At 31.7% G+C, this 16,816-nt stretch carries 13 protein-coding genes; 10 read left to right on the forward strand and 3 right to left on the reverse strand.

The window, feature by feature from the left end:
• Window positions 1-65: 65 nt before the first annotated feature.
• Genes JNO63_RS08045 through JNO63_RS08055 form a run of 3 tightly spaced genes read right to left on the reverse strand, consistent with a single transcriptional unit; the run spans window position 66 to window position 4,429 of the window.
• A complete protein-coding gene (locus tag JNO63_RS08045) occupies window positions 66-938 on the reverse strand; it encodes a DUF4300 family protein (RefSeq protein ID WP_203128376.1) in 873 nt (290 codons plus the stop codon).
• Between the two features lie 33 nt (window positions 939-971).
• Entirely contained in the window at window positions 972-2,528 is a 1,557-nt protein-coding gene (locus JNO63_RS08050) for a 5-formyltetrahydrofolate cyclo-ligase (RefSeq protein ID WP_203128378.1), read from the reverse strand.
• A complete protein-coding gene (locus tag JNO63_RS08055) occupies window positions 2,528-4,429 on the reverse strand; it encodes an alpha/beta hydrolase family protein (protein ID WP_203128380.1) in 1,902 nt (633 codons plus the stop codon). Before JNO63_RS08055 ends, JNO63_RS08050 begins: the two co-directional genes overlap by 1 nt.
• Window positions 4,430-4,545: 116 nt before the next feature.
• Here JNO63_RS08055 and hpf point away from each other — a divergent pair, with 116 nt between their 5' ends.
• From hpf to JNO63_RS08105, 10 genes are all read left to right on the forward strand, one after another.
• The gene (gene hpf / locus JNO63_RS08060) at window positions 4,546-5,097 is read left to right on the forward strand and encodes a ribosome hibernation-promoting factor, HPF/YfiA family (RefSeq protein ID WP_203128383.1); all 552 of its coding nucleotides are present in this window, start codon (window positions 4,546-4,548) and stop codon (window positions 5,095-5,097) included.
• Window positions 5,098-5,407: 310 nt separating this feature from the next.
• Window positions 5,408-8,167 (forward strand): preprotein translocase subunit SecA, encoded by a 2,760-nt coding sequence (secA, locus tag JNO63_RS08065; protein WP_203128406.1) that lies wholly within the window; start codon window positions 5,408-5,410, stop codon window positions 8,165-8,167.
• A gap of 1 nt (window position 8,168) precedes the next feature.
• Window positions 8,169-9,276, forward strand: a protein-coding gene (gene prfB / locus JNO63_RS08070; RefSeq protein ID WP_238390502.1) for a peptide chain release factor 2 whose coding sequence is annotated in 2 segments (ribosomal slippage) — window positions 8,169-8,243 and window positions 8,245-9,276 — 1,107 coding nt in all. Because the reading frame shifts where the segments join, the coding sequence is not laid out codon by codon here.
• A 52-nt stretch (window positions 9,277-9,328) separates the two neighbouring features.
• Complete coding sequence (trpS, locus tag JNO63_RS08075) at window positions 9,329-10,417, forward strand: tryptophan--tRNA ligase (protein ID WP_203128385.1); 1,089 nt, start codon at window positions 9,329-9,331, stop codon at window positions 10,415-10,417.
• A gap of 39 nt (window positions 10,418-10,456) precedes the next feature.
• On the forward strand, window positions 10,457-11,032 hold the full coding sequence (locus JNO63_RS08080) for a uracil-DNA glycosylase family protein (protein ID WP_203128387.1): 576 nt from the start codon (window positions 10,457-10,459) through the stop codon (window positions 11,030-11,032).
• A gap of 126 nt (window positions 11,033-11,158) precedes the next feature.
• Window positions 11,159-12,466, forward strand: coding sequence for a sodium-dependent transporter (locus tag JNO63_RS08085; protein WP_203128389.1), 1,308 nt, complete (start codon window positions 11,159-11,161; stop codon window positions 12,464-12,466).
• Between the two features lie 96 nt (window positions 12,467-12,562).
• On the forward strand, window positions 12,563-13,501 hold the full coding sequence (locus tag JNO63_RS08090; RefSeq protein ID WP_203128391.1) for an L-lactate dehydrogenase: 939 nt from the start codon (window positions 12,563-12,565) through the stop codon (window positions 13,499-13,501).
• Between the two features lie 593 nt (window positions 13,502-14,094).
• On the forward strand, window positions 14,095-15,087 hold the full coding sequence (locus tag JNO63_RS08095) for an NADH:flavin oxidoreductase (protein ID WP_203128393.1): 993 nt from the start codon (window positions 14,095-14,097) through the stop codon (window positions 15,085-15,087).
• A 365-nt stretch (window positions 15,088-15,452) separates the two neighbouring features.
• Window positions 15,453-15,722, forward strand: a complete 270-nt coding sequence (locus JNO63_RS08100) for a hypothetical protein (RefSeq protein ID WP_203128395.1) — start codon at window positions 15,453-15,455, stop codon at window positions 15,720-15,722.
• 349 nt (window positions 15,723-16,071) lie between these two features.
• Window positions 16,072-16,707, forward strand: coding sequence for a YdhK family protein (locus JNO63_RS08105; protein WP_203128397.1), 636 nt, complete (start codon window positions 16,072-16,074; stop codon window positions 16,705-16,707).
• Window positions 16,708-16,816 lie beyond the last annotated feature (109 nt).

Raw genomic sequence — 16,816 nt, forward strand, 5'->3', positions numbered from 1 at the left:
ACACAGATATAAATCTATGCCTGATGTTAAGTCCAACTTTTTGGGGTCACCTTATATTAGGGGAATTATTTTTTATCAAAAACTTTATCATCTTCAAAAATAATAGGCTTTATAGGATACTCTTCATTTGAAGTATCGTAAAGCTTCATTAGATAATCATATAAATCATTTTTGTTTTTAAAAATTATAGCTTGGTAGGGAGCAGTAAAGGCTAACTTCTCTACTAGCATAAATCTGCCATCATTTAGATTAAATAATAATCCAGTGTGACCTATAAAAAGCTCATTTGTAGTCTCATCAATATTTGAAAATACAAATACTGATATCACACTATAATTTTTGCTATTTGGAAAAGTAATGCCATTTTCTTTCCAAAAATCTTTTATTTTCTTGATTTGAAAATTCTTATCATTTTTATTTTCGGTTGGAATTGCTGAGTAAAATTTGTTAAATTTTTCAATTTCATCTTTGTTTAAAGTAGAAACTAAATCACTATTAAAGCTTGTATTATCAATTTCTACTACTGATAAGTTTGGATTTTTTGTGTTATCAACTTTTATCTTATCAGCAATCAAGCCAAAAGTTGTTATCCTACAGTTTGTACCAGTAAATTCTGGATGATTTTTAAAAAGTTGATCTTGGATAGTATAAAAATCATAATCCTTAATTCTGTCAGATTTTTCGTAATCTTTTTCTACAAGCAAATTTTTATCAACCTGTTTATTAAAAAAATCAACTTGCTTAAAAAATCTATCAATATTATTTTTATTCAAGTCAGTATTATTCATAATACCTTTTAAATCATCTTTGGATTTTTTACTAGCAAGGTTATTATAAACTAAGATTTTTTCATCATTTTCGGGTATTATAATCTCATTTTTATTTGTACAGCTGTTTAAGCTTAAAAGTATAAGAACTATTGCAAAAATTTTTCTCATTTTGCCTCCAAAAAAAGGGCTATATAAGCCCCATTAAAATATTTCTTTTTCTGTAATAATATAATCTAGTTTTTGATCATTTTCATCAGCTGGTATATGGTCTACTTCAAAGTCACTAGCGAAAAATCCAACTGATTTAGTTTGATTTTTGCTTAAATATCTGTCATAGTAGCCACCGCCGTAGCCTAACCTGTTCTTATCTCTATCAAAACCAAGTCCAGGCACAATTGTTAGATCTGGATTTTCTATATACTCTAGCGAACGAGATGTAGGTATATCAAATTCTCCAACTCCTAAATCATCTAGGGAGTAGACTCTTACAGCTTTCATTAGAAAATTATCTGGATCATAGATATATGGTACATATACTTCCTTTCCAAACTCTAATGATTTTTTGATTATTTCATAAGTGTCAACTTCATCAGCTACTGAAACATAGATAAAAATTGATTTTGCTTCATAAAATAAATTTGAGTTTAAAAATTTGGTATAAATGCTGTAATCAACCATATTTTTGTAATCATAGTTCATGTGATATCTAATATCTCTAAATTTCTTACGCAATGATCTTTTGTCCATTTTATGACCTTCCTTTTTGTTTTTATCATTATCATTAGATTTTGAATTTGCAATAGTCGATTCTAGAGTTTGTTTAAAGGATTTATTCTCCTCATCAAATGAATCAATTTCTTCATCTGATTTTATTTTGTAATTTTTACGTACTGCATCGATTAATTCTGCACCTAGTATAAGTATTGTTGAAACTAAGTTTAGCCAGATAAATAACGCCAAAATACCAGCAAGTGTTCCATACACTACAGATTGTTTTGAGAAATTTGTTAAAAAGAACGAGTAGATAAATGTTGCAATATAGATTGTAACTGTGGCAAAGATTCCGCCTAATAACGAATCTTTAAAAGGTACTCGGTCTTCTCTATTATTTGGAGCAAACTTGTAAAATATCCCAAAAACAACAGACATTATAAATATTGGAATAAGTATAACTGTAAGTTTAAATAGGGGAGAAGATAGGGTTTTGATGACTCTATCAAAAATCCCACCAAATGCTTTATCAGATATACGGATTAAAACTTGGTCATTTATAAATGTCAAAATACTAGGTCCATAGATTTGAGAAACTAATATAAATACTATAAACAATATAAAGATTATTGTATATAAAAGTGATAATAGTCTTTGTTTTATATATTTAGTTTCCCCTTCTAAACCATAAGCTTTATTTATTGATGTTATTAGATTATTAATACCCTTTGTAGCTGACCATAGGGCAAACAAAATAGTAATGATTGTCACAGAAGCTGATCCCGTATTTGCAAACATAGTATCAATTACCCAAATTAACATTTCTTGGGATGCCGATGGCAAAAAGTCTATAAGAGAATAGATTGCTTTTGCATTATTTTGTAAAACTTTTGAAGCTACTGAAACAAGAACCATCAAAAGTGGGATGGATGCTTGTAAAAAGTAGAAAGATAGGGCAGCAGAATTATTTGTAACCTCATGATTTTTAAATCTAAAAATCATATTTGATATGGTATTTTTTAATTTTACTTTTGTCGCTGTTTTCATTATTTTAAATGCCCATCAAACCATTTTTTAATTTCTTTAAGTCTTTTTATTCTACCGTGAGGTTTACCAGATCTGGATAATTCGTGATTTTCTCCATGGAAAACATACATTTTTGTATCAACACCATTTAATTTTAATTTGGTATACATTTGTAAACCTTGTTCTAAAGGACAACGGTAGTCTTCATCAGAGTGAATAAATAGGGTTGGAGTATTTGCATTATCTGCATATTTTATTGGTGACTGTTCCCACATTTTATCTAGGCTATCCCAAGGATTTGAAGCAGTTTGGTCAGATCCAAAATAATATCCTATGTCGGATACTCCATAAAAACTTATCCAGTTTGAAATAGATCTTTGAGAGCAAGCTGCTTTAAACCTATCAGTGTGACCAATTATCCAGTTTGTCATAAATCCACCATATGATCCACCGTAAACTCCTAGATTTTCAGTATCAATTTGTGGATATTTTTTAATTGCAATATCTAAAAATCTCATCAAATCGGAATAATCTATATCTCCATATTTACCACGGATATCAGAAAACTTAACACCATTACCGCTTGCACCATGTGGATTAGTGTAAATCACAATGTAATCATTACTTGCAAACACTTGGTGTTCGTGGTGGAAAATGTCCCCAAATTCAGTTTTTGGTCCTCCGTGGATGCTCAATAGGGTAGGATATTTTTTATTTTTGTTAAATTTTGGAGGTAATACTACGAAGCCTGTTAGTGTATCCCCGTTAGACTCAAATTCAAATGTTTCTATTTTTCCTACATTTGATTTGATTTTATTTTTTACAAGGATGCGGTCATCGTCTTTTTTTTTAAGTTCAGATAAACTTTCTTTACTCATAGAAAAATAGTAAATGTCATCATTATTGATAGCAAAGTCTTCTACTTGATCATCTATTTCAAGATTTACATTGCCTTTTTTATCAATTGAGTATAATTTTGTAGTTTCTTTATAGGTTACAAGGAAATATAGTTTATCATTAGCTTTCAAGAAAGTCTTGCTTGATCCAAATCTTGCATCAGTTCCTAGAGAGTTTCCAAAGGACATATCGAAATTACTATCGGTAATTTTTTCATAATTTCCTTCAAAATCACAGGTGAAAATGAAAAAGTCTTCGTTAATGCCACCTTTTTTCATATCAGTAGCTACAAAAATAATTCTATCGCCCAAAAATTCTGCAGTATAGTAAGAAAAAATATTATCAATTAGAACTTTTTTTGTTTTTGTTTCTATATCAAAAAGCACTAGGCTTTCGCGGCTTTGTGCAACCTTGTTTTTATCATAATTTGATTTTATATATAAGGCTTTTGACAAATCATCATTTAAGGCTAGATATTGGATTTCGTTTGGAAATTCTGAATCTACTATTTTTGTTAATTTTTCATTATCTGCATCGTAAAAATAATAAGCACTTGAATCTTTTTCTATATATCCCTGTCCATTAAACCAAAAAGGGAGGGTATCTATTTTTTCAAAGTACTTATTTTTTTCTTTTGCCTTATCATTCTTTTTTTCACTAGCATGGACTAAAAATAATTCATCTTTTATCCATTTAATTTCTTTTACATCAAGATCTAAGTCAAAGGCTTTTTTGCCTATGCCATATCCATTATAGGATTTAAAGATATCTTTTTTGGCTCCTGATTTTGATTTATAAATTACATTTGCATCTTCATCAAAGGTGTAAGTTGTTATATTTTTAATATCTGTAATAGGATAGTTTTTATTTTCTTTAGTGTCGTAAACCCAAAGGTCTGTTTCGTATTTATTTTCATCATAATTTGCTTTTGTTTTTTTGTAGACTAATTTTGATCCATCCTTTGAAATTTCAAGGCCAGATAAAAATTCATAGTCGAGTATGTCTTTAATTCTTGTCTTAGTCATATTTTCCTCCAATTAATAATATAATTATACAATATTTTATATTATTTTTAAATTACAAACGTTTGCATATCTAAGAATTTGGGTAAATAATAAAAAAGCAAAGAGGAGATGATGTTATGAAGATTAATTTAACAGGCAAAGATATTAATATCACTGACGATATTAAATACGAAGCAGAAAGAAAGTATGACAGACTTGATAAATACTTTTCTAAAGAAGAAGAAATGAATCTTCTAATTTCAAAAGAGGGCAATGGTTTTAAGGCAGAAGTGACTATGTATCTTGACAAGGGGCCAATCCTTCGTGCAGAAGCCTATGATGAAAATTATCCAAATGCAATTGATAAAACAATTGATGCATTGGTTAGACAAATCCGAAAACATAAAACAAGGCTAACCAAAAATCGTCATCAAGATTCTATTAGGTTCGAAAATTTTAACGAAGCTTTTGATGATGAATACAAAATTGATCAAGCTTATGATGATGAGATAAATATAGCTAGGATAAAAAATATTCCACTTAAACCAATGAATACAGAAGAAGCTGTAATGCAAATGGAGCTATTGGGCCATGACTTTTTTGTATTTTATGACCAAGAAGAAATGGATGTAAGGGTTGTTTATAAAAGACGCAAGGGAGATTATGGATTAATAGTACCAGCTAGATAAATTAAGGGCTGCAAGCTTAAACAAATAGTAAAAATTATTTGTTTATCTTGCAGCTTTTTTGTTTGAAAATTTGCCTTTATAAAGGTACTATCAATAGAAGAAAGTAATAAAAATACTTAAGTTTTAAACGCAGGGTCTTAAGTGACTAAGTCTACTGCGTTTTTTATATGTTAAGTAAAATAAGTTATAAAATGAACCAACTTATATTGGAGTTTACAAATTTGATAAAATACTTTAATATTATAGTGGTATAAACTTAATTATTTTAATAATTTGGACAAATAATTAAGAGAATTGGAGAGTGAATAATTTGGCAATATTTAATTTATTTAAGTCATTTAGCGAAAAGGAAATAGAAAACAATCAAAAGATTGTTGATAAAATCCTTAGCCTAGATGAGTCTATGCAAGAACTTACAGATGAACAGTTACAACATAAGACAGTAGAATTTAGAGAAAGATTAAAAAACGGCGAAACTTTAGATGACCTTCTACCAGAAGCATTTGCAACAGTACGTGAAGCAAGTGATAGGGTATTAGGTATGAAACATTATCCAGTCCAATTGCTTGGGGGAATTGTTTTACACAATGGTCAGATTGCTGAGATGAGAACTGGGGAAGGTAAAACATTAGTAGAAACTTGTCCAGCATATCTTAATGCTCTTAGTGGGAAGGGTGTTCATGTAGTTACAGTAAATGACTATCTTGCAAAACGTGACCAAGAGTGGATGGGAAAAATATTTACTTTCCTTGGTATGACTGTAGGATGTATTGTTTATGGCCTTACAAATAGCGAAAGACAAGAAAACTATGCAGCAGATATTACTTATGGTACAAACAACCAATTTGGTTTTGATTATCTAAGAGATAACATGGTAATTTATAAAGACGATATGGTTCAACGTGGCCTTAATTATGCTATTGTCGATGAGGTTGACTCAATATTAATCGACGAGGCTCGTACTCCACTTATCATATCTGGTCAAGGTGATGAATCCACAGATACTTACACAAGTGCCAATGAATTTATTCAAACACTTGAAGGTAGAATCCTTGATCCAAACGAAGATGCAGATATCGACCCATTTGATCGTGAATTTAAAGTGGAAGATGTCGACTTTATAGTAGATGAAAAAAGAAAAACATCAAACCTTACAGAAAAAGGTACTGAAAAAGCAGAAAGATTTTTTGGTATCGAAAACTTATCAGATTCAGAAAACCTAGAGCTTTCTCACTACATTAACAACGCTCTTAAAGCAAATACAACCATGCACCGTGACATCGACTATGTAGTTAATAACGGCGAAGTAGAAATCGTAGATGAATTTACAGGTCGTATTATGCAAGGTAGGAGATTCTCAGATGGTCTTCACCAAGCAATCGAGGCAAAAGAGGGTGTAGAAGTAAAAGCTGAATCAAAAACTCTTGCAACAGTTACTTTCCAAAACTACTTTAGAATGTATGATAAACTTTCTGGTATGACTGGTACAGCAAAAACAGAAGAAGAAGAGTTCGACGAAATTTATAACCTAGACGTTGTAGAAATTCCAACAAATAGACCTATCCAAAGGATAGATGATGTGGACTATGTTTATATCAACGAAAATGGTAAATTTAGAGCAATTATAGATGAGATAAATAGAATACATCCAACAGGACAACCAATTCTTATAGGTACAATTTCCATTGAAGCAAGCGAAAGATTATCTCAAGCACTTAAAAAAGCTGGAATCAAACATACAGTACTAAATGCTAAAAACCACGAAAGGGAAGCTGCAATCGTAGCAGAAGCAGGCCGCCTTGGAGCAGTAACAATTGCAACAAACATGGCAGGTCGTGGTACAGATATCATGCTTGGTGGTAATGTTGATGATATGGCTAAGCAAAGACTTAAAAGAGAAGGAATGAGTGATGAACTTCTTGAAGAAGTAGATTCATATGCAGAAACAGATGACCAAGAAATTCTTGAAGCTCGTAAGAAATTTAGACACTACAAAGACCAAATAAGACCAGGTGTAAAAGAAGAAGCCGAAAAAGTAAAAGAAGTAGGTGGACTATACATCATTGGTTCAGAACGTCACGAATCTCGTCGTATAGATAACCAGTTAAGAGGACGTTCAGGTCGTCAAGGAGATCCAGGACACTCAAGATTCTTTATCTCACTTGAAGATGATTTAATCAGACTAAATGGTGGGGAACAAGTAGCTAAATTCATTGAAAATGCAAACTTTGATGAAGACGAGCCAATCATATCAAAAATGGTAAGTAGATCAGTAGAAAAAGCTCAAACTCGTGTAGAAGCAAATAACTTTGCAACACGTAAGAGAGTTTTACAATACGATGATGTTATGAACAAACAAAGAACAATCATCTATAACGAAAGACAAGATGTTCTTTATGGTCAAGACATGAAAGAAACTATTGTTGGTATGATTAAAGAAGTGATCTCTGATAGTGTATATAACTTTACAAATCCAGAAATCAAACCAGAAAACTGGGAAATGGTTGCACTATTAAATCACTTAAATAGTTTAGGGATACCAGTAACACAATTACATTTTGAAAATATAAATGATTACAGCCAACAAGACTTAATCGACTACATCACAGAAGCTACTCTTGCAAAATATGAAGACAAAGAAGCCCAATTTGGTTCAGAAAACATGAGAGAAGTAGAACGTGTAATCATGCTTAGAGTAATCGATCAAAAATGGATGGACCACATCGATGCAATGGACCAAATGAGAAAAGAAATTGGTGTTCGTGCAATGGGTAACGAAGACCCAGTCCGTGCATACACAAACACAGGTTTTGATATGTATGAAGAAATGACAAGAGCCATCCAAGAAGAAACTGTAAGATACATGATGAATGTAGAAATGAGACAAAATATCCAAAGAAAACAAGTTATGTCTCCAACCACAGAACATGGACCAGAACTTGATGGAGATAGCAATATAAAATCTCAAGAAGCTGATGACATTAGTGATGAAGATCAAATGGAAGGGCTAAATAGAGCTGAACGCAGAAGATTAGAGCGCGAAAGCAAAAAATCTAACGTAAAGAAATAATATGGCAGAAATATATCAACTAAGAGAAACAATTGAAGAATTATCTGATACATTGAAACTAATCGGAGACTCTCTTTGACCCAGAAAATCTAGAAAATGAAGTAAAGGATCTAGAAAAACAGACTTTTGCTCCTGATTTTTGGGATGATAGTGACAAGGCTCAAAATATTATGGCAGAATTGTCATCTAAAAGAGAAGACCTAGAAAAGTACCAAGAAATAAGTCAAGGTCTTACAGACAGTACTGACTTGATAGACCTTGTAGAAATGAGCGAAAATACTGAATCAGCAACTCTTGATCAAATAGAAAATGATTTGGAGAAACTAAAAAAAGAAGTATCTTCAATGAAACTAAAAACCCAACTAGATGGGGAATATGATAAAAACAACGCCTTTATGTCAATTAATGCAGGTGCTGGTGGTCTAGAAGCAACAGACTGGGCAGAGATGCTCCTACGTATGTATACTAGATATTTTGACCACAATGGATTTAAATTTGAACTTACCGATATAAATAATGAAGAGGCAGGTGGTATAAAATCTGCTACATTAAAGGTAAGTGGATCCTATGCTTACGGATACCTTAAGGGTGAAAAAGGAGTTCATAGATTAGTTCGCATTTCACCATTTGATAGTGGCGCTCGCCGCCATACATCATTTGTATCAGTAGATATTTTTCCAGAACTTCCTGATAATACTGATGTAGAAATCGATCCAAATGATTTAAGAATTGACACATATAGGGCAAGCGGTGCTGGTGGTCAACATGTAAATAAGACTGATTCTGCAGTAAGAATTACCCATATACCAACAGGTGTTGTTGCAAGCTCCCAAGCAGAACGCAGCCAAATTTTAAATAGAGAAACTGCTATGAAGCTTCTTTTATCAAAACTTATACAAATAAAAGAAGAAGAGCAACGAGAAAAAATTTCCGACATTCAAGGTAAATACACACAAATTGCCTGGGGAAGCCAAATTAGATCCTATGTTTTCCAACCGTATACTTTGGTAAAAGACCATAGGACAAACTACGAAGTAGGAAACGTAGAAGCGGTAATGGATGGAGATATACAAGCTTTTATCGATGCATATCTAGCAGAAAGTCATTAAGAAAGTTAAAGCAGGGAGGATAATATCCTCTCTTTTTTAAAAGGAGAATATTTTGCAAGAAAGAAAAATTATTTTAACAGGGGACAGACCAACAGGAAGATTACATTTAGGCCACTATGTTGGAAGTCTAAAAAACAGGGTAAAAATGCAAAATGAAGGCAATTATGAAAAAATGTATGTCATGATTGCAGATAGCCAAGCCCTAACAGATAATTTTGATAATCCAGAAAAAATACGTGAAAATTTAATTGAAGTAGCTCTTGATTATCTAAGTATAGGTATAGATCCTGAAAAAGTAACTATTTTTGTTCAATCTCAAGTAGAAGAGTTAACAGAGCTTACTTTTTACTTTTTAAATCTAGTAACTCTCTCAAGACTAGAAAGAAACCCAACAGTTAAAACAGAAATTAAACAAAAAAATTTTGAAACAAGTCTTCCAGCAGGATTTTTAATCTATCCAATCAGTCAAGCTGCAGATATATTACTTTTTGATGCAAATCTTATCCCAGTGGGGGTTGATCAAGAGCCTATGCTTGAACAAACTAGAGAAATTGCTAGAAGTTTTAATAATATATATGGAGAGATTTTTACAGAACCATACGCTATTTTGCCAGAAAATGAACAAGCTAGACGTATGCCAGGTATAGATGGAAAAGCAAAAATGAGCAAGTCTCTTGGAAATGCAATTTATCTTGCAGATGATAAGGCTACCGTTAAGAAAAAAGTAATGTCTATGTACACTGACCCCGATCATATTAATATCGATGATCCAGGAAAAATTGATGGAAATATTGTATTTACTTATCTAGATGTATTTTCAAAGCAGGAACATTTTGAAAAATATTTGCCAGACTATAAGAATCTTGATCAGCTAAAAGATCATTATAGACGTGGTGGTCTTGGTGATGTAAAGGTTAAAAAATTCTTGATAAAGGTTTTGGAAGAAGAACTAGAATCTATCAGAGAAAAAAGAGCCTACTATGAGCAAAATTTAGATCAGGTTCTAGCCGTTCTTGAAGAAGGAACTGCTGATGCAAGAGAGATAGGGCGAGCAAAACTTCAAGAAGTCAAAAGAGCGATGGGCATAGATTACTTTGCTGATAGCAGATTTTTAGATGAGATAAAAGAAAAATATAATTAAAACAAACCACCAGCTTTTGGTGGTTTTTTTGGAGGGAAAATGAATTTAAAAGAGATTATAGAAGAAATAAAAGCTGATCCTAAAAATGAAGAATACACAAAACGCGGCATAGATCCAATCTTCCAAGTAGATAAGAATGCCAAAATCCTGCTTATAGGCCAAGCCCCAGGTAGGGTGGTAGAAGAAACAGGGATTCCCTTTAATGATAAATCTGGAGATAAATTAAGAAAATGGATGGGGATCAATAGAGAGCAATTTTACTCAAAAGAAATAGCAATTCTACCAATGGATTTTTATTATCCAGGTAAGGCTAAACAAGGAGATTTGCCTCCAAGAAAATTCATGGCAGATGTCTATCATGAGAAGATATTAGAACAAATGCCCAATGTAGAGCTTACTATACTAATAGGAGCCTATTCGCAAAAATATTATCTAGGTAAAAACCGTGAGAAAAATTTAACAGAAACCGTAAAAAATTATAAGGAATATTTACCAGATTTTTTCCCAATAGTCCATCCGAGCCCACTTAATATAGGTTGGTTAAAGAAAAATCCTTGGTTTGAAAAAGAAGCTATTCCTGATTTACAGCAGAAGGTAAAGAAAATATTGTCATAAGATATCTATTAATTATATTTTTTAGTTTAAATTGATTTAAATATATTAAGATGTTGCTAGCTTTACATCAATTTTCAGAAGTGTTATAATCTTTTTATAACTAATCACACTTTAAAGGGGTAAAGTATGAATAAAGAATTTTCATCTAAATTAGGAGTCGTGCTTTCTGCGGTTGGATCAGCAGTTGGGATGGCGAATATATGGGGTTTTCCATATAAATTTCAAGCAGGCGGTCTAGTTTTTTTAATATTTTATATATTATTTGCAGCTATTTTTTCCTATGTAGGACTTGCAAGTGAGTTTGCAGTAGGCAGAATGGCCCAAACTGGGACCTTGGGGGCTTATGAATTTGCCTTTAAATCTAAGAAAAATAAGACAAAATTGGGGAAGATTATTGGTTTTATCCCGCTTATTGGTACATTTTTAATAGCAATTGGATATTGCGTAATAGTTGCTTATATCCTAAAAGGATTCATAGATTCATTAACGGGAAACATATTTACTATGGATGCAGAACTTTGGTTTAATAGTTTTGCTAAAGAGAAATATTCTGTAATTATTTATCATGCTATAGCCATCATACTTACGATATTTACTTGCTTAGGCGGTGCGTCTTCAATTGAAAAATCAAATAAAATTATGATGCCTGCATTTTTTATTTTATTTGTAATCCTTGCTATCAAAGTAGCAACTTTACCAAATGCTAGTGCTGGATATGCAAATATGTTTAAGTATGATCCATCAACGCTAAATATTAATACGATTGTTACGGCGATGGGTCAGGCATTTTTCTCCCTATCAATTACAGGCTCTGGAATGATAGTAGTTGGTGCATATATCAGTAAAAAAGAAGATATAGTAAGCTCTTCTGTACAAACGGGTATTCTTGATACACTATCAGGAATTATTGCATCTTTTGTAATTATTCCAGCAGTAAGTGTATTTAATATGCAACAAATAGGGGGACCATCACTTTTATTTGTAACATTGCCTACAATTTTGAAAAATATTAAATTTGGTAGAATATTTGCCATATTTTTATATTTTGCAGTAATCTGTGCTGGTATTTCTTCTTTACAGAATATGTTTGAAGTAATAGCTGAATCTATCACATCAAGATTTAAAAATCTATCCAGAAATTCAGTTTTTCTAGCCTTAGGAATTATTGTGTTTGTCATCGGGGTGAATATTGAAACTATCGATTCATTCGGACCTTATATGGATATCATTTCTATTTATATCATCCCAATAGGTGCTTCAATAGGTGCAATTACTTGGTTTTATGTACTAAAAAAAGACTTACTAATTAATGAAGTCAATCTTTCTAGCAAAAATAAGCACTCTAAAATTTGGTACAAAATGGGCAAATATATTTATGTACCTTTAGCTATTATCCTAACTTCCTTAGCACTTATATTTAAAATTTCGTTTTAGGTTTGCTTTCTCCATGCCCAAATGTTATAGTTATTATAGTTATTAAAATAACAAAAATAATAAAAAATAACATTACATATATTGAAGGGAGTTATTATGAAAGATAGTAAAGTAATTTTAATTGGTGATGGTGCAGTAGGATCTTCATTTGCTTACTCATCATGTTTATTAGGAGTAGGTCGTGAACTAGGAATCATCGATATCAATGAAGAAAGAGTTGAAGGAGATGTACTAGATCTTACAGACGCACTAAGCTTTGCATATCCAAAAAAAGTTTACAAAGCTGATTACTCAGACTGTGCTGATGCAGAAGTAGTAGTAATTACAGCTGGTATCCCACAAAAACCAGGTGAAACACGTTTACAATTAGTAGATAAAAACTTAGCAATCTTTAAAGACATGATTGGAAAAGTTGTAGACAGTGGTTTTGATGGCATCTTTTTAATCGCTTCAAACCCAGTTGATATCACAACATATGCAACAATGAAATTCTCAGGATTCCCAGCACACAAAGTAATTGGTTCTGGTACAACACTAGATACTTCAAGACTCCAAAAACAAATTGGTAATCTTTTAGATGTTGACTATAGATCAGTAAACGCTTACATCATGGGTGAACACGGAGATACAGAATTTCCAGTTTGGTCAAACGCAAACGTAGGTGGACTAAGCATTGAAGAATGGAAAAGCACACATCCAAATGTAACTCAAGAAGTACTTGACAAAGCATTTGATCAAACTGTAAATGCAGCTTATGAAATCATTAACAGAAAAGGTGCTACATTCTATGGAATTGGTACAGCACTTACATCTTTAGTTAGAGCAATCCTAAATGATGAAAACGCAGTTTACCTAACTTCAAGCTACCTAGATGGCCAATACGGATTAAGCGATATCCACATAGGTGTACCAACAGTAATTGGTAAAGAAGGTGTAAAACAAATCATTGAAGTGCCATTATCAGATGAAGAAAAAGAAAAATTAGAACACTCTGCAAAAACACTTAAAGATATCATCAACAACAGCCAATTATAAATATTATAAAAAATTAGACTGTGGGTAAATAAAAAAGAAGGAAGCTAAACGGCTGAGGATGACAAGTCTTTTTAAGAAAATATAAATGGATTTGTAGATGCCTACTAGTACATCTGGAATATTTCAAAGATAAGACAAATGATTTGAAAAAGCTAATTTTATAAAGCTCATAGATCAGTACAAAAACGGGATAAAAAAAGTATTAGCTTAATTTTAAATACTTTTAGAGAAATATCCGAATCAATATTTGCAAAAACCAACAATATCTAATGAAAAACCGTAAACATAAGTTTGCGGTTTTTCTTTATTTACTTTATTGGGTGAATATTTAATTAAGAAAAAATGAGGCAAACAATGGATAAAAAATCACTAGTAGTAATTACAAACACTGTCCATTAAGGAAATGATAGTGAAAAAATAGATTCTGGTAGGCGATTGCTAGACAACTTGTGAATGAGATAAATGAACTATAAAATTAAACAATTAAGTATAAAATTGTAGCATCATCTTCGTTACTATCAATGAAAACAAGTAAAATAAAATTAGTAGAGTATTGTTGTAAATGTAGTTAGTTCATGAAAGCAGAGGTATGTATGAAATTGTTCGAAGAGTTAAAATCCAAAAATATAAGCTTTAAAAATAGGATTATAATGCCACCTATGGCTACCGCCAAGGCTGATGATAAGGGGCATATCTCCAAAGAAATACTTGACTATTATCAGGAGAAAACTCGTGATAAACTTTTTTCAACAGTTATTATAGAGCATAATTTTATTGATCCTCTTGGAAAAGCAAGTCACAATCAAGTTTCGATAGCAGATGATTCTTCTATAGATGGCCTAAAAAAACTTGCAAAAATTATTAAAGATAATGGCTCTCACGCAGTAGTGCAGATTTCTCATGCAGGTAGTTCTACAAATGAGGATGTTATAGGTGAGAGTCCAGTTGCCCCATCTGCAATAAAAAATCCTTCCAATGCAAAAGCATCCCAGCCAAGAGAACTTACAATTGAAGAAATAAAAGAAATAGAAGATAAATTTACAGATGCAGCCGTTCGTGTAAAAGAAGCAGGATTTGATGGAGTTGAGATTCATTCTGCTCACGGATATCTACTAGATCAATTTTTATCACCCCTTACTAATAAAAGAACTGATGAATATGGCGGAGATATCGAAAATAGAATCAAAATTCACTTAGAAATTATAAAAAAAGTTAGAGAAAAAGTTGGAGAGGATTATCCAATATTTTTAAGAATAGGTGCAGGTGATGATATGGAAGGAGGACTCACACAAGAAGATGCAGTCTATGCAGCGAAAGCGTTTGAAAAAGCTGATATAGATGTTTTAGATATTTCTGGTGGTATGTGTAAATTTTCAATTGATAACACATCAGCTGGATTTTTTGACTTTTTGTCAAAACCTATCTATGAGGAAGTAAAAATACCAGTTATACTTACAGGTGGTGTAAAAACTGGACAAGATGTAGAAAATATTTTAAATCGTAAAGTATGTGATTTAGTTGGCGTAGGTAGATCAGTTTTTAAAGACTCAAATTGGATAGAAAAAGAGATAAAACCACTTATTTAAGGAAAAATTTGTATACTAAATTTGACTTGTTTTTAGAATAACTCAAATATCAAGTCGGTTTTATAATCAAGTCAGAGTATACTTTTACAAATCTTATAAAAGAAATAGATGAGGCAAGTTTCCAGCTAGATAATCTAAAACAAGTCATTCCTCAGAAACTGGTAGCAGTCTTCCGCCCAAGGGTGATCCTAATTCTTCAAAAGACTTAATAGATAATAAAGGTATAAAGCAAAGAAGATATTACGATGAAAACGGAAAAGCTGATTTAGATATAGATTATAGACATAGTGGTGCTAAACATAAATTTCCACATAGAAATGGTCTGATACTGGTAGAGGAAAAGCATACTAATAATTGGTGATGATATGAACTATAAAGATTTAGTAGATAGCTTAAGAAGAGGGAGAGAAATTGAATTTTCTTATAAAAATGTTAATTACTCTATAACTAATTATGAGGGGATTTGGTATTTCTCTGAGGAAAAAGATGGTATGGTAAAATCTCAAAAGCTTTCTAATTTTGAAGATTATGATAACTTAATAAAAAATGTTAATAAAATAACTATGCAAGAAAAAACAATTAAGCATTTATTCGATAATAAAGAATACGAGGAAGGAACTTTATATATCCTATAGTTAGTTTTTAAGCATTTATTAAAAATAGGTACTTTTTTGATGTCAAAAAAGAGAAAAAAATATCAAATGTTTATAATCTAATAAATTTTTATTGCGGCAGTATTTATCTAGAATTAAGAGATTTCTTTATAGCCTATTAATACAAAAGGTGAAGAGATGTTATAAAAAAGCTTTTATAAATTATTTGAAGATTAGGATAGAAGTCTGTGTGATATCCTAGATTTAAGATGTGTTATAATAGATTTAAGGAGGAGATTATCGAACTTAATTAAGCGATTCTAATTTAAATGATATTAATTGCAAATTGTAATATATAAAATAAAGTAATAATTAAAAAAGAGAGGGAAAAATGATACATAATAAAAAGAAATTAGGAGCTGTTTTACTATCATCTGCATTATTGCTAGGAGCTTGTGGTTCAGCAGATGATAATGGACAAACAGAAGTGGCTGAGCCTACAACTACAACAGAAGAAAATACTGATACAGATAAAAATACCAATGAAATGACAGAAAATCATGATACACATGAAGGTGGTCACGAAGATATGGAACACGACGAATCAGGTGAAGTTCCAGAGGGAATGAAAGAAGCAGAAAATCCAACTTACCCAGTAGGAAGCGAAGTGGTTATTGAAAATGATCATATGGCAGGAATGAAAGGTGCTAAAGGTACTGTAGTCGGAGTATTTGATACCACTGCTTATGAAGTGACCTATAAAGATACTAAAACTGGTGAAAAAGTAGCTAATCACAAATGGGTAGTCCATGAAGAATTGGAAAATGCTCAAGATGGACCATACCAAGCAGGAGATGAGGTAGTTTTGGAAGCTTCTCATATGCCAGGAATGAAAGGTGCAACTGCAACCATTGATTCGGCTGAAAAGACCAATGTTTATATGGTTACTTATACAGATACCGAAACTGGGGAAGAGATTGAAAACCACAAATGGATGTCAGAAGACGAACTATCTAAAGCTGAATAATTACCGTCTTGGTAATATAAAATATAGGTATATTCAACAAAAAAAGCTACCAATAATGAGCTGAACCCCAAAATCCGGAATATGGATTGAGGGGTTTTTTTCATGCCAA

The sequence above is a fragment of the Anaerococcus sp. mt242 genome, assembly GCF_016798225.1.
Taxonomy (GTDB): Bacteria; Bacillota; Clostridia; order Tissierellales; family Peptoniphilaceae; genus Anaerococcus.

What these genes read in the sequence shown, in the direction of transcription:
- JNO63_RS08055 (WP_203128380.1), bottom strand. Translation starts at nt 4,429, where the DNA reads ATGACTAAGACAAGAATTAAAGACATACTCGACTATGAATTTTTATCT.
- hpf (WP_203128383.1), top strand. Translation starts at nt 4,546, where the DNA reads ATGAAGATTAATTTAACAGGCAAAGATATTAATATCACTGACGATATT.
- JNO63_RS08045 (WP_203128376.1), bottom strand. Translation starts at nt 938, where the DNA reads ATGAGAAAAATTTTTGCAATAGTTCTTATACTTTTAAGCTTAAACAGC.
- JNO63_RS08050 (WP_203128378.1), bottom strand. Translation starts at nt 2,528, where the DNA reads ATGAAAACAGCGACAAAAGTAAAATTAAAAAATACCATATCAAATATG.
- JNO63_RS08080 (WP_203128387.1), top strand. Translation starts at nt 10,457, where the DNA reads ATGAATTTAAAAGAGATTATAGAAGAAATAAAAGCTGATCCTAAAAAT.
- JNO63_RS08100 (WP_203128395.1), top strand. Translation starts at nt 15,453, where the DNA reads ATGAACTATAAAGATTTAGTAGATAGCTTAAGAAGAGGGAGAGAAATT.
- JNO63_RS08105 (WP_203128397.1), top strand. Translation starts at nt 16,072, where the DNA reads ATGATACATAATAAAAAGAAATTAGGAGCTGTTTTACTATCATCTGCA.
- JNO63_RS08095 (WP_203128393.1), top strand. Translation starts at nt 14,095, where the DNA reads ATGAAATTGTTCGAAGAGTTAAAATCCAAAAATATAAGCTTTAAAAAT.
- JNO63_RS08085 (WP_203128389.1), top strand. Translation starts at nt 11,159, where the DNA reads ATGAATAAAGAATTTTCATCTAAATTAGGAGTCGTGCTTTCTGCGGTT.
- JNO63_RS08090 (WP_203128391.1), top strand. Translation starts at nt 12,563, where the DNA reads ATGAAAGATAGTAAAGTAATTTTAATTGGTGATGGTGCAGTAGGATCT.